Source organism: Bacillus sp. RK1064, assembly GCF_051488405.1.
GTDB lineage: Bacteria > Bacillota > Bacilli > Bacillales > Bacillaceae > Bacillus.
In genome coordinates, this window is sequence record NZ_JBPSCZ010000001.1 from 841,491 (window position 1) to 853,817 (window position 12,327).

The following is a 12,327-nucleotide window of genomic DNA, read 5'->3' on the forward strand; positions in this document are numbered from 1 at the left end:
GCATGTAAATGATCTCACTCAAAAGATTTTGTTTGCTTTTTTTCCAATACTTCCAAGCTTCGATAAAAGAAAGTGAGATGTGGCGCCAGAATCTCTTGAGCTTGAGCCTTTTTTAAAAGATAGCCAACGATGGCTTTTCTTTCGGTTTGGCGGCCTTTCACTATATCTTGAAGCATAGACGACTGATTAGCAGCCGTTTTCTCACAAATAGAGATGACATAAGGCCAGAGCCGCTCTTTTTCAGACAAGCCCAAGATGGATACCGCTTCTTCAAATGCACATTTCATCATGTATTCATATGAGGGGTTTGCGATCAATTCCCCGTTTCTCACATGCAGCAAAGCTGTCAGCGGGTTAATACAGACATTGACAAGCAGTTTTTCTTCCAGCATCTTTTTCCATTCATCCGTATAGTTCATTTGAAAATGAGATGATGTCTCGTTCAATGCATTTTTTATATCAGCTGCTTCCTCATGCTGAAATGCCCCCCACTTGATAACACCGATACCTGTATGGTCCACTGCATGATCTGACATCTTCATAGCCCCGTGCTCTACCACACCTATATATAATGAATGTGCCGTTTTCCAATTCTCCAAATCTAATAAGTGAGCCATTCCGTTCTGTAAAAATAAGATACGCTGACGAGGTAATGTCGTTAGTTCATCGAGCACATCTTGCAAATGATGATATTTCACCGTCACGATGAGCAAATCAAATACTCCTGTTATTCCTGTCTGTGCATGAACAGCCGCCTGACATGTTTCTCCTTTTACTGTTCGCTGAATGCCTGATGCTCGAATCTCTTCTGCCTGCTCTTTTCTTCTTGTAATGACCGTGATGTCATGATGCTGTGATAAATAACTAGCACAAAGCAGACCAATCGCACCGCCGCCAATGATTCCAATCTTCAACTGCCGCACTTCCCTTTTTCTGTTTACTTCATTATATCAATTATTGTAACAGGTTCATGTCGTGATGCAAAAAGCAGATGGCGCGCTATGATTGAATTTTTTTAATTTAAAAACTATAATAATAAGTGTAAAAACTTTTCGAGGCGGGTGGGATGAAAACGCCTTCAATGACATCACTGTCGACATTATGTGTGTAAGGGGGAAGATCATATGGCACAAGTAAAACGACTTCTAATTAATTACAAAACTTTAGAGGAATTTAAACAATTTAAGGAATACGGCATACAAGAGCTATCCATGCTTGAAGACCTTGAAAGCAATATGATTGAAAATGACAGCAACTCTCCATTTTACGGGATTTATTTTGGAGATAAGCTAGTGGCACGTATGAGCCTTTATCAAGTGGACGGCTCAACGACAACGTATTTTAACCACAACCATGATTATTTAGAGCTGTGGAAGCTGGAAGTGCTTCCTGGGTATCAGCGCAAAGGGTACGGCGAAGCACTTGTTGAATTCGCCAAATCGTTCGGGTTGCCAATTCGGACCAATCCGCGCGTCAAATCAGCCGGTTTTTGGGATAAAATGGGCTTTGAAGCAGTAAAATATGATATGGAGCGCGATAAGGGTGAAAATCCACTCATCTGGGAGCCCGCTCATATTCAAAAAAATACAGGTGAATCCGCTTAAAGACTGATCACAAAACGCCCCTCCTTTCTCTGTGAGGGGCGTCTCTTTATTTAGCATATTCTTTTAAGCTGATATTCTGTTTGACTCTTTCAACAATACCAATGAGTGCCCGGTAATCTTCTTCTGTCATTTTTAATTGCCGCTTCAAGTGTTCATTTTCTTCTGTAAGTGACTTCAATTGATGCTGTGCATCTGCCAGTTTCTCGCGTAAATGAGCAGGTCCATCAGGTTCTTTTTCAAGCTGCTCTAAAAACTGAATCACTTCTCGAAGGGTCAATTCAGCCTGAATTGAAGATGTCTTCTCTTCTATGGTTAACGCATGCTGTGGTAAACCAGAGGAATGAATACCGATTTTTTTACGCAGTTCTTTCCGCTGTTTTTTCGCCAGCTCTATGCCTGCCTGATATTGTTTTCTAACGTATGAGTTCCACCTGAAACCACATGCTGCAGCTGTTCTTGACAATGCTTTCCCGACTTCCTCAAATGCGGAAAGCTGCGTTCCTCCATCTCGAATGTGCCTTAAGACGACTTCTGCTAAAAGTAAATCTTCATCTTGTGTCCATGCGTCCTGCCTTGTAATCGTCAATTGATCATCCCCCCTGAATCTGAATACCACATCATATGCGCCTACTAGAGTAGATAGACTATTTGCAGGAGAGAAACCTAAAAAATAGACAAATAAAAAAACGCAAGGGAAGATTCCCTCACGTTTTTTTATCAAGCATTAGTTGCTTTTTACGTCTTTGCCTTTGTATGTTCCGCAAGATTTGCAGACACGATGAGAAATTTTCATTTCACCGCATTCTGGGCAAGCTACCATACCAGGTACTTGTAGTTTGAAATGCGTACGACGCAATCTTTTTTTCATTTTAGAAGTTCTTCTAAAAGGTACAGCCATTATTCCCACCTCCTTAAAGAGTTAAGATTCATTATTTTCTTCTAAGAGCTTCTTCAAGCCTTCCAGACGCGGATCAATTCGGTTTTGATGTGCATCTTCCGAAATGACCGCCCAGTCATTCCCTTCTTGTGGTGCAGCACCTTTTACATCCGTTTGGTCGCAAAAGATTTGCATCGGCACTTCAAGAAGAATTTCTTCCTTGACTATAGGCGTTAAGTCGATGATGTCGTCTTCTACAATAGAAACGTCTTCATCTTCTATATCGTCTGTCTTATGAAGTACAAATAGTTCTTTCGTTGAAATCGCAAATGGATAATTTACATCAACAAGCGTTCTTGAACAAGGCAATGTCATTTCACCTGTGATGGTTAAATCAAATGCGACTTGCTTTGATTCGATCACTCCAGTCCCTTTCACCTCTACCGGTGAAATGCGACGTATATCTGAATGAAGGCTAGTAAGTTCATTTAAGTCAACCGTCTCATGAAAATCGAAGCTGTTTTTAGCTTTTTGATGTAACTGATAAACTGTCCATTTCAATTGTATCACCTCTAAGAGCAACAAACATGATTATAGCTTTCATCATGTTATTTGTCAATATTTTTTCTTTACAGTCCTTTGTGATGTCAGAGGGTTGTTTGACATCAGTTCGCGGAATGCCTACACTGAAAAAAATGGGCTTCATTTTTCCCTTATGCTACTGTAGCATAGACCATTTAACCATAGCAAGAAAGGCGGAACATCTATTGAAAGCAACAGGAGTCGTTGTCGAGTATAATCCATTTCATTATGGACATGCCTATCATGTTCGTCAGGCGAAAACACATACCTCCTCAGATGTTGCCATTGCCGTCATGAGCGGTTCCTTCCTCCAGCGCGGTGAGCCTGCCATCGTCTCAAAATGGGCGCGGACAAAAATGGCGCTGCAAAACGGTGTAGACATTGTGTGTGAGCTTCCATACATATACGCAGTGCAAAAGGCAGAAACCTTTGCAAACGGTGCTGTGGCGATTCTAGATGCTTTAAAATGCCGCTCCCTTTTTTTCGGCAGCGAGGATGGTGACATTAAAGCATTTGAGCGAACGGCTCATGCTTGGCATGAGAAAAAAGGAGAAATTGACCTTTTCACAAAAGAAAAGGTGAAAGAAGGCCTTAGTTATCCAGCAGCTGCAGCAGCTGCGTTTCAAGAGGTGATTGATCCTAAGCACTTACTGGATCTGTCCAAGCCAAATAACATTTTAGGTTTCCATTATGTCAAAGCCATCTTGGAGAGATCCCCTCACATGCAGCCCTTTACCTCTCAAAGGATTTCATCTGGTTATCATGATGAAGAACTTCCTAAAAATCAGAAAATCGCAAGCGCAACAAGTATACGAAAAGCCTTAAAAGATCACGGCACATTTGAAACAGTCGCCCCATATCTCCCAGAAGCTACGCTCAAGCAATTACATGACTATCATTCTTCTTATGGTCTTTTACATACGCAAGAAGCCTACTTTAGCTTCTTAAAACAAGTCTTTCACACAATGGATACAGCAGAACTAGAAGGCATCTATGAAATCGAAGAAGGCATCGAACACCGCATGCAAAAGGCGATTTCACATGCGTCCTCCTATGAGGAATATCTATCTCTTGTGAAAACAAAACGATATACGTGGACAAGGCTGCAGCGGATGAATACACATCTCTTAATGAGGGTGAAAAAGAGTGCCATGCATGAGCTACTGAAAGAGAGAGAAGCGCCTTACATTCGTTTACTTGGTATGTCAAAGAAAGGGCAGCAATACTTATCTCTTGTGAAAAAAGAATTGGACGTGCCGCTCATAAGCAAGCTGTCTGCCTTTTCACATCCCGCACTTGATCTTGATATTCGCGCGTCCCGCGTCTTCAGTCTGCCCGTTAGTGAGCCAATGCAAACGGACTTAACGGAAGCGGAGTTTAAAACCGCACCGATCCGATATGATGAAGAGACTGGTCTCTTCCAGTCTTAACAAGAAGAGCAGCCTTGATGAAGGCTGCTCTTCTTTGATTAAGATGCTTTCTCTTTTAATTTGTTTAAATAGTTCAGGGCATCTTGCATCGTATCTACAGGCACAATTTTCATATCACTTTTAATATCTTTCGCTGTTTTGACAGCATTTCGGTAGTCTGAATTTGAATCACCTTTATCGTTTGGTGCAAAGAATATATCTTTTCCGGCTTTATCTGCCGCCACGACCTTTTGATCGATTCCGCCAATTGGACCGACCGTTCCATCGGCGTCAATCGTCCCCGTTCCCGCAATCGCATAGCCATGTGTTTCGTCTTCTTTTGTCAGCTGGTTATAAATTTCAAGTGACATCATGAGACCTGCTGATGGGCCGCCGATATTTTCAATATCCACCTTAATGGAAGGCGAGACTTTCACATTTCGATCTGTAAATAATGATACACCGATTCCAACTCGATTCGGCTCTTCTTTAAATGGTTTTAACGTCACTTTCTCCGTGATGTCTTTGCCATTTCGTTCAAGGACAAAACGGACAGATGTACCTGCTTTTTTGCTGCTGATATACGAAACCATTTTATCAGCAGAATCATAGGTCTTGCCATCAACGCTTTTGATTCGGTCGCCCACTTCAATTTTGCCGTAAGCAGGCATTCCTTTCATCACGTAGCTTGCATATACCCCGTTAAACGTATAATCTACTTTTTTGCCTGCTTTTGTATACGCTGCAATCATGGCATTTTCTTGAGAGCTTTTCATCAGCTGAAGCTGTCTTTTCATATAATCTTCATCCGACTCCCCGTCCGCTTTAATATTTTCTTCCGGGACGATCTCGTCATATTTATTCATTTTCGCAAGCAAATACGTATACGGATTGGCTGGACCTACTTTTATCGTCATAAGTGAGAAGCTGCCCTTCTCGCCATATCCGCCGTCTACTTGAATGTGGGGAGCAATCTCGGTTGCATCACCCGGCTTTGTCACGTAATATGGCAGTTTGACAAAGGTTAAGCCAAATAATACAAGGATAACGACAAAAAAGCTGAGCCAGCGAATATTCAATTTTTTCATTCGATTAACACTCCCATTTATCAATGACATCTTTCATTTTACCTGTTAGTTGATCTGCGGCGAGCTCACCTGCTTCAATCATCTCCTGCACCTGTGTAAATGCACTCGAGCTAAATGTTTCAAGCCTCGGCCGGATCATGACATCAGCGTGAATGGTTTGATGACGGACCAATTCATTTTGAAGGATGTCCAAACTTTGCATAATCACATCCGATAATCTCGTCGCCTTTTCTGTTTTTTTCACCCTTGATACATCAGAGGCGATAATGAGGTCTGCGCCCATTTCTTTTAAAACAGACACAGGAATGCGGTCAACAACCGCTCCATCGACTAGCTGTCTGCCGCCCATTTCATGAGGAACAAACACGCCCGGAATGCTGATGCTTGCTCTGACTGCTTGTGAAACAGACCCTTTTTTAAACACGACCTTCTCCCCTGTCTCGAGGTCACAGGCAACCACCGCAAGGGGCATTCTTAATTCTTCAAATTTCTTCCCATATGTAAACGTGTGAATCAGCTGCAACATTCGATTCCCTTTTAAAAGACCGATTTTTGGCAGTGTATAGTCAGCATAATACTTTCTTCTGAAGACAAGTGCAAGTTTTTTCATTTTTTCTACGTCTTGTCCTGCCGCATAAAAGCTCCCAACAAGTGCGCCAATACTGCTGCCAGCGATCATATCTACCTGAATTCCTTGTTTCTCAAGACTAGATAAAACTCCGATATGTGCCATTCCCCTCGCACCCCCGGAGCCTAACGCAAGTCCAATGACTGGTCGCCTCATGAAAATCCACCCTCCTCTTTTCTATGCATATATACGAATCTATTGGTCTAAACATGCCCCTTCTGCTCGTATAGTAATAGAAGACAGGCTCGGCTAGTGTCTTTCTTTTTTGATCACGAGCTCGCCAATAGATCATAACAGCAAGGGGCGAAATCTCCATGAAAAAATGGAACACTCTGTTCATCGCTGCTTTTTTTATCTTTTTAACAGCCACTGTGATTACACATCCACAAGCCTCTTTGCAAGCGTCTAAAAATGGACTTGCAATGTGGTGGGAGGTTGTATTTCCATCATTGCTTCCTTTTTTTATTTTGTCCGAGCTATTAATTAGTTTCGGGATTGTCAGATTTGTCGGGGTATTATTAGAGCCATTTATGCGCCCCATCTTTCGAGTGCCTGGTGTAGGCGGATTTGTCCTAGCAATGGGAATGGCATCAGGCTTCCCTTCTGGTGCGAAATTAACCACAAGACTCAGGCAGGAAGGACAACTGACACAAATCGAAGCAGAGCGCCTCGTTTCTTTTACAAATTCATCGAATCCATTGTTTATTTTCGGTGCGGTGGCTGTTGGTTTTTTTCATCACCCGGCTTTAGGGATTGTTTTGGCATGCGCACATTATTTAGGGAATCTCGCTGTTGGTGTGACGATGCGGGGATATAAAGCACGGCATGATGCACATCTGAGAAGCCGTAAGCGATTTTTATTCCCACCGTTTCAAGAGGCATTCAGCGCTCTTCATACAGCAAGACTCGCAGAGAAAAGACCGCTCGGCCAAATTTTAAGTGATGCGGTGATGTCATCAGTCCAAACTCTCTTTATGATTGGCGGCTTTATTATCTTATTTTCTGTATTTAGTAAAATGCTGTCAGTTGTTCATGTGACGGACCTCTTATCCATAGGGATCGGATATATGCTGCAAACGATGCATCTTCCGCCAGAATTAGATCTTGCGATGATTGCCGGTTTATTTGAAATCACATTAGGAAGTCAGCTGACAGGGTCACAGGAAGTCACCCTTCTTGCTAAAACGATTGTCGTCAGCTTTATATTAGGATTCAGCGGGTTTTCTGTTCAAGCTCAGGTCGCCGGCATTCTGGCGGCAACAGATATACGCTTTAAACCGTTTTTCTTCGCTCGTTTGCTTCACGGAATTTATGCAGCTGTTTTTGCCTTTTTATTGTTCAAGCCTCTTTATGTCTCTCGATCTGACATGGCTCTCCCAGCAGGTGCCTTTGAAGCAAGCCAGCAGGTCGTCGTGTACAGCAGTGTGCTTTGGAATCAGCTTGTGACAGCTGGCCCATTGATCACGCTATGCAGCTTGATCTTGTATATCGCGCTATACTATCAGAAATTTAAAAAAGGATGAGTGCACGGTGCACTCATCCTTTAAATTTTTCTTTCAGCGCTGCTTCTACCTCTTTTGGGACAAGATCTTTGACTGATCCATGATATTTCGCTACTTCTTTGACAATGCTGGAACTTAAGAAGGAATATTGATTGTTGGTCATCATGAAAAACGTTTCAATTTCATCGTTTAACACTTTATTCATTGATGTGCCTTGCATTTCATATTCAAAGTCCGTCACAGCTCTTAATCCGCGTAAAATGACTTTGGCTTCTTTTTGTTTCGCATAATCAATAAGCAGACCGTGAAAAGATTCAACTTTGATATTTGGCAGATCCTTCGTCGCCTGGCGAATGAGCTCACACCGTTCTTCAACGGTAAATAACGGTTGTTTGGATGAGTTATTTAGTACACATACATACACTTCATCAAAGATCTTTGCACCTCTTTTGATGATATCCAAATGGCCCAATGTGACTGGATCAAAGCTGCCCGGACAAACGGCTATGTTTCCCATACTTTAATTTCCCCGCTTTCTATAGATCGTAATACCAGTCAACCCGTACAGTTCCTGTCTTGATATGTAAAGCTGTCCAGCTTCCTCTGGCAGTGTGACGTCCTTATCATGCTCACACACGATCACGCCGTCATCTGTTAATAAGGCATGCTCGTCAATCATTTCAAGAAGTGCTTTCAGCTGTTGATCTTTATAAGGCGGATCAAGAAAGATCGCTTGAAAGGATTCCTCTCGTTTCACAACGGCTGTGAGTGCACGCTTTGCCTCGTTTCGAAACACTTCACTTTGATCGAGCAGCGACAATTGATTGAGGTTTCCTTTAATCGTCTGAATTGCCTTCATATCTCGATCAACGAAAATGCAATGATCGAATCCTCTGGAAAGCGCTTCAATTCCTAAACCACCGCTTCCCGCAAATAAATCAAGGGCCCATCCGCCATCAAAATACGGGCCGATCATATTAAATATCGATTCTTTTACTTTATCTGTCGTCGGTCTTGTTGATTGACCTGGTACCGCTTTAAGTGTGCGGCCTTTTCTCGTTCCAGAGATGACTCTCATTTTCCCACCACTTTTTCTGCTTGCTTCTATTGGTTATTGTTTATGACAAAAAATTCAACATTATCTTACCACAACACTCCGCAGGGGACAATGCAAGGATTTTCATTCATTTTCTATGTATAGATCAAGGAAAGCGGGGTCATACTATTTATAACAGCATCTGATGTGGTGCTGTTGCCAACCGCGGAGAAGACTTACGTTTCCCCATAAGTTCTTCCTCCGGTTTCTCCTCTCCCTTTGCCTTCTCCTTAATGAATCATTAAGAATAGAAGGACCCCGCGGGTGATGCCGCGGGGATTTTTTTGTGTCTTTAAAAGCCCACTTTATAATCATACTCTTTTGCTTTGTCCAATTTGGATTCGTACTCTAATTTAATAAAAGGTTTATATGAAGGCTCAACACGCTTCACAAATGGCAATGAGCTGAGCTTAGCCATATGACGCTCGAGATCATTCATATCACAATAGATCACTGCATACTTCATTTTCCTTGAAATATAGTGAACATTTCCAAATTTTCTTAGCGCCTTTGACTGCTTTAACGAATGCAGCCAAACGACCATCCCTTGACGTTTGGTTTCCATCTTTTCACCTGCCGCTTTTTCAATTCTTTTCAGTCATTATGTAAAAGACGAGACATTCAAGTCTCGTCAAGATACTTTACAGCCACAGCTGCCACCTGATCCACAGCCACCGCCGCATGATGATAGACCATCAAAATATGGGTTCCCTGTTGGAACTTTGATATATGCTGATACAGCTTGACCGATTTCAATACTAATCTCATCTAAGATGGATTGAATCGCTGTTTCTGCTTTTTTGAAATCAACCACTGTATCGTGAAGATCTAACTTTCTTTTGACCTCACGCATTTCCTTTGAGATCGTTCTATAGTCCGGATGGTATTTGCCGAACCGCTGCACATCCTCATATTGCTCTTTTACTTTTGTAAAATGGGCAATAATTTGTTGGGCTTCTTCGTCTTGCTGGAGACGCTTAAAGCAGTTGCGGTAATGTTCAGCCTCCTCCGACTGAAGAATCATGGCAGCCAATTGATTCGCTTCCTCTTGGAGCTCCACAGATTCGATTGTCGCATACATAAATGTTGCACCTCCAATTCATAGTTTACCACGAAACCTATGGATCAGAAAATGCTTTTACGTGACAAATACATCCCATGTTTCTCTTTTCTGCTTATATTCTGGATGACGGGAATTGAGCACAACGGTCATTTTATGCTTTCCTTTTGAAAGATGCTTGACCACAAATGCAGCAGTATACTCATTGCCTGCACGTTTTCCGTCTACATACACTGTAAAATATCCCGTCTTCTCATTCTTTTTTAGACGCGAAGGTTCAAGATGAAAATCTTGTAGTGTACTTTCTATATAGACAGAAGACCCCTGCACTTTGTATTTTAAAAAGCCTTGCTGCTTCATTTCGCTTTCGGCTTGCTGCATCACTGGTACAGCTGGATCTTGCTTCGTGACTTGCTTCTCTCCATGTTGACTTTGACACCCGGTGACAAGAAAAAGCAATGCGCATATTGACAGCATCCATTTCATCTTCTGATTCTCCTTTCATCTACTTTTATAGGATGCTCAGGAAATAGACATCTTAATCAACTCAAAAAAGCCTCACCCGGCTCCATTTTGATTGCGCATTGCTTGGAACATTTGAATCATCATTTCAGCCATTTGGACACTGTTGCTCAACTGACTCACACGATGAGGAATGGTTTTTTCGTAAAAATTCATTTTATCTAATTCAAAGGACGATAGCTTTTCAGGATGTCGAGTCAGCTGTCTGTACCAGAGAGGACGCTGTCTGATGAATTTGATTCGATCCTCTTCGGCCATGACAAACTCCTGTACTTCTTTCCGCACCAAAAGCATCCCCTTTCAATTAATCTTTCCTGAAGGAGAATGGGTGCTGACTGCCTCCAGATGAACCTTTCTTTGAGCCATTTGATGAAAATTGTCCGAGTAAGCTTTGTAAAGAGGAAATAGACTGGCTCATTTTGTTGATTTGTTCATTCATTTGATCAGCGTCCATTTTTTTCACAGCAGAAACCATTTTAGACATAAAATCTGCTTTTCCCAATTCACTTGGCTTAGAGGCTTTTTCTTCTTTACCGCCTTCAGATTGCGTTTGCCGGTAAGGAGACCACATCTCGTCTTCTTCACCAAACATGATCCAATTTTCGTATACACTTTGCCAGCTTTTTTCTTGCGTTTGCACTTCTTGAATTAACTTCGGATGGCGTCTGACGAATTGTTTAAATTCATCAATGGATGTTTGTTTTTGTTTGTTTGTCAAATCCTCACCCCCCATACAAATGCCTACTATACTATATACACCAGCAGCTATTTTGGTGAGCCTCTTTTTCAATCAAAAAAACAGCTGCGATTGTGCAGCTGCTTTCGTTTAAGATGTTTTCTTGATGAAGTTTTGAGTGTAGTATTTTTCTTTCACACCTACGCCAAGGTGTGTGTAATCTTTATTTAATAACGCCTTCCTGTGACCTTCACTATTGAGCCAGCCTTCTACCGCTGCAGGTCCATCTACATAATTATAGGCAATGTTTTCACCTGCGAGCTGAAATGCCACCTCTCCTCTTTCTAACCGGTCTTTCAGCGTACCGTATTTTTTAGATTCATGGGAGAAATAATGATTCCCTTTCATGTCCTCACTATGCATGAATGCCACTTCAGAGGTTTCATCATCCCACCTTAAGGTCGGCAGTTTGTACTTATGACGGATAATATTGGTCATATCAAAAATTTGTTTTTGACTGGAAGCTTCGATCTCTTTCCATTTTTCACCTGATATTGCCTCAGGTTCTATCAATTGACCACGATAGACGACCTCATATGGCTTTTGTTTCACAAATGTATCTGCGTTAAACGCCCTGATACTTGAAAGAGTGCTTTCAAACTTATCCATGTAAAGCTGAACATACACATCATCTCCCACTTTCACAGTGGGTCTTGTATTCATATCATCCTCTGAGAATTCAAAGCGGTATGAATTTTGTTCATCCTCTACATGAATGTAAGGTGCAATTTGTGTTTTTTTAAATACTTCACTTGTGGCTTGACCGATTTTAAACGGTTCGACATTGAGCCCGTCTCCTGTTGCAAACAGGGTCACCACTTTACTATCCTTTACCCCTACTTGAATATAGTGCTTCTTCGATTGGTTGTATATCCACCAGTCATAATCATATGCGGAAGGATCAATGCGATCTGGTTCTCCCAGCTGTTTAAGCACTTCGTTTGAAGATTTCCCCATAAAGGACATGAGCCCCTTTTTCGGGATGTTGATCGGCTTATCGCTAGATGTTTCTTCATTAGACACCTTCGGTTCATTGCTGTTTTCTTTTTCTGGTGAAGATCCATATTGAATAAACAGAACGTACGTTCCAGATATAATCAGGAGGATGAGGAGTGTTTTGAGCACAGTTTTCAAATAAACACCTCCGTTAAATTGGCAAGGTACAAAAAGTACCTTCTACTGTCATTTAAACAAAACTCGCTTCATTTATCAACGACAATACA

The 12,327-nt window shown here is 41.8% G+C and carries 17 protein-coding genes; 3 read left to right on the plus strand and 14 right to left on the minus strand.

Translation table 11 applies throughout. The features are described from left to right. Nucleotides 1–14: 14 nt before the first annotated feature. On the minus strand, nt 15–914 hold the full coding sequence (locus tag ACSSTM_RS04395; RefSeq protein ID WP_420734938.1) for a 2-dehydropantoate 2-reductase: 900 nt from the start codon (nt 912–914) through the stop codon (nt 15–17). A 210-nt stretch (nt 915–1,124) separates the two neighbouring features. Between ACSSTM_RS04395 and ACSSTM_RS04400 the strand changes: the two genes are divergently transcribed. Further along, nucleotides 1,125–1,604, plus strand: coding sequence for an N-acetyltransferase (locus tag ACSSTM_RS04400; protein ID WP_003211702.1), 480 nt, complete (start codon nt 1,125–1,127; stop codon nt 1,602–1,604). Between the two features lie 46 nt (nt 1,605–1,650). On the opposite strand, the gene gerR is transcribed toward ACSSTM_RS04400, so the two are convergent. The 3 genes from gerR to ACSSTM_RS04415 form a co-directional block, all read right to left on the minus strand. Beyond that, nucleotides 1,651–2,190: a sporulation-specific transcriptional regulator GerR gene (gene gerR / locus ACSSTM_RS04405; protein ID WP_034662572.1), complete on the minus strand. Its 540-nt coding sequence runs from the start codon at nt 2,188–2,190 to the stop codon at nt 1,651–1,653. A gap of 138 nt (nt 2,191–2,328) precedes the next feature. Continuing rightward, nucleotides 2,329–2,502 carry a 50S ribosomal protein L32 gene (gene rpmF / locus ACSSTM_RS04410; RefSeq protein ID WP_008354700.1) on the minus strand — a complete coding sequence of 58 codons (174 nt, stop codon included), beginning with the start codon at nt 2,500–2,502 and terminating at the stop codon, nt 2,329–2,331. A 21-nt stretch (nt 2,503–2,523) separates the two neighbouring features. Next, complete coding sequence (locus ACSSTM_RS04415) at nt 2,524–3,042, minus strand: YceD family protein (protein ID WP_034662575.1); 519 nt, start codon at nt 3,040–3,042, stop codon at nt 2,524–2,526. 206 nt (nt 3,043–3,248) lie between these two features. On the opposite strand from ACSSTM_RS04415, the gene ACSSTM_RS04420 reads away from it, so the two are divergent. Further along, nucleotides 3,249–4,493: a nucleotidyltransferase gene (locus ACSSTM_RS04420; protein ID WP_189318681.1), complete on the plus strand. Its 1,245-nt coding sequence runs from the start codon at nt 3,249–3,251 to the stop codon at nt 4,491–4,493. Nucleotides 4,494–4,531: 38 nt separating this feature from the next. Here the strand turns inward: ACSSTM_RS04420 and ACSSTM_RS04425 are convergent, their stop codons facing one another. Both ACSSTM_RS04425 and ACSSTM_RS04430 read right to left on the minus strand, forming a co-directional pair. Then, nucleotides 4,532–5,560: a SepM family pheromone-processing serine protease gene (locus ACSSTM_RS04425; RefSeq protein WP_034662581.1), complete on the minus strand. Its 1,029-nt coding sequence runs from the start codon at nt 5,558–5,560 to the stop codon at nt 4,532–4,534. Nucleotides 5,561–5,564: 4 nt separating this feature from the next. Beyond that, nucleotides 5,565–6,344, minus strand: coding sequence for a patatin-like phospholipase family protein (locus tag ACSSTM_RS04430; RefSeq protein WP_106037792.1), 780 nt, complete (start codon nt 6,342–6,344; stop codon nt 5,565–5,567). A 158-nt stretch (nt 6,345–6,502) separates the two neighbouring features. On the opposite strand from ACSSTM_RS04430, the gene ylbJ reads away from it, so the two are divergent. Next, nucleotides 6,503–7,711: a sporulation integral membrane protein YlbJ gene (ylbJ, locus tag ACSSTM_RS04435; protein WP_034662586.1), complete on the plus strand. Its 1,209-nt coding sequence runs from the start codon at nt 6,503–6,505 to the stop codon at nt 7,709–7,711. A 13-nt stretch (nt 7,712–7,724) separates the two neighbouring features. Here the strand turns inward: ylbJ and coaD are convergent, their stop codons facing one another. The 8 genes from coaD to ACSSTM_RS04475 form a co-directional block, all read right to left on the minus strand. Continuing rightward, nucleotides 7,725–8,207: a pantetheine-phosphate adenylyltransferase gene (coaD, locus tag ACSSTM_RS04440; protein WP_034662590.1), complete on the minus strand. Its 483-nt coding sequence runs from the start codon at nt 8,205–8,207 to the stop codon at nt 7,725–7,727. Nucleotides 8,208–8,210: 3 nt separating this feature from the next. After that, nucleotides 8,211–8,798: a 16S rRNA (guanine(966)-N(2))-methyltransferase RsmD gene (gene rsmD, locus ACSSTM_RS04445; RefSeq protein WP_262417225.1), complete on the minus strand. Its 588-nt coding sequence runs from the start codon at nt 8,796–8,798 to the stop codon at nt 8,211–8,213. Between the two features lie 280 nt (nt 8,799–9,078). Next, nucleotides 9,079–9,351, minus strand: coding sequence for a YlbG family protein (locus ACSSTM_RS04450; protein ID WP_003212137.1), 273 nt, complete (start codon nt 9,349–9,351; stop codon nt 9,079–9,081). A 66-nt stretch (nt 9,352–9,417) separates the two neighbouring features. Continuing rightward, nucleotides 9,418–9,867, minus strand: coding sequence for a YlbF family regulator (locus ACSSTM_RS04455; protein ID WP_007499807.1), 450 nt, complete (start codon nt 9,865–9,867; stop codon nt 9,418–9,420). A 57-nt stretch (nt 9,868–9,924) separates the two neighbouring features. Beyond that, nucleotides 9,925–10,332 (minus strand): hypothetical protein, encoded by a 408-nt coding sequence (locus tag ACSSTM_RS04460; protein WP_034662597.1) that lies wholly within the window; start codon nt 10,330–10,332, stop codon nt 9,925–9,927. 72 nt (nt 10,333–10,404) lie between these two features. Further along, entirely contained in the window at nt 10,405–10,653 is a 249-nt protein-coding gene (locus ACSSTM_RS04465) for a YlbE-like family protein (RefSeq protein ID WP_034318044.1), read from the minus strand. A gap of 19 nt (nt 10,654–10,672) precedes the next feature. Then, on the minus strand, nt 10,673–11,086 hold the full coding sequence (locus ACSSTM_RS04470; RefSeq protein ID WP_034662600.1) for a YlbD family protein: 414 nt from the start codon (nt 11,084–11,086) through the stop codon (nt 10,673–10,675). 108 nt (nt 11,087–11,194) lie between these two features. After that, nucleotides 11,195–12,238: a CAP domain-containing protein gene (locus ACSSTM_RS04475; RefSeq protein ID WP_034662603.1), complete on the minus strand. Its 1,044-nt coding sequence runs from the start codon at nt 12,236–12,238 to the stop codon at nt 11,195–11,197. Nucleotides 12,239–12,327 lie beyond the last annotated feature (89 nt).

What these genes read in the sequence shown, in the direction of transcription:
- ACSSTM_RS04400 (WP_003211702.1), top strand. Translation starts at nt 1,125, where the DNA reads ATGGCACAAGTAAAACGACTTCTAATTAATTACAAAACTTTAGAGGAA.
- rpmF (WP_008354700.1), bottom strand. Translation starts at nt 2,502, where the DNA reads ATGGCTGTACCTTTTAGAAGAACTTCTAAAATGAAAAAAAGATTGCGT.
- ACSSTM_RS04425 (WP_034662581.1), bottom strand. Translation starts at nt 5,560, where the DNA reads ATGAAAAAATTGAATATTCGCTGGCTCAGCTTTTTTGTCGTTATCCTT.
- ACSSTM_RS04430 (WP_106037792.1), bottom strand. Translation starts at nt 6,344, where the DNA reads ATGAGGCGACCAGTCATTGGACTTGCGTTAGGCTCCGGGGGTGCGAGG.
- ylbJ (WP_034662586.1), top strand. Translation starts at nt 6,503, where the DNA reads ATGAAAAAATGGAACACTCTGTTCATCGCTGCTTTTTTTATCTTTTTA.
- coaD (WP_034662590.1), bottom strand. Translation starts at nt 8,207, where the DNA reads ATGGGAAACATAGCCGTTTGTCCGGGCAGCTTTGATCCAGTCACATTG.
- ACSSTM_RS04450 (WP_003212137.1), bottom strand. Translation starts at nt 9,351, where the DNA reads ATGGAAACCAAACGTCAAGGGATGGTCGTTTGGCTGCATTCGTTAAAG.
- ACSSTM_RS04455 (WP_007499807.1), bottom strand. Translation starts at nt 9,867, where the DNA reads ATGTATGCGACAATCGAATCTGTGGAGCTCCAAGAGGAAGCGAATCAA.
- ACSSTM_RS04460 (WP_034662597.1), bottom strand. Translation starts at nt 10,332, where the DNA reads ATGAAATGGATGCTGTCAATATGCGCATTGCTTTTTCTTGTCACCGGG.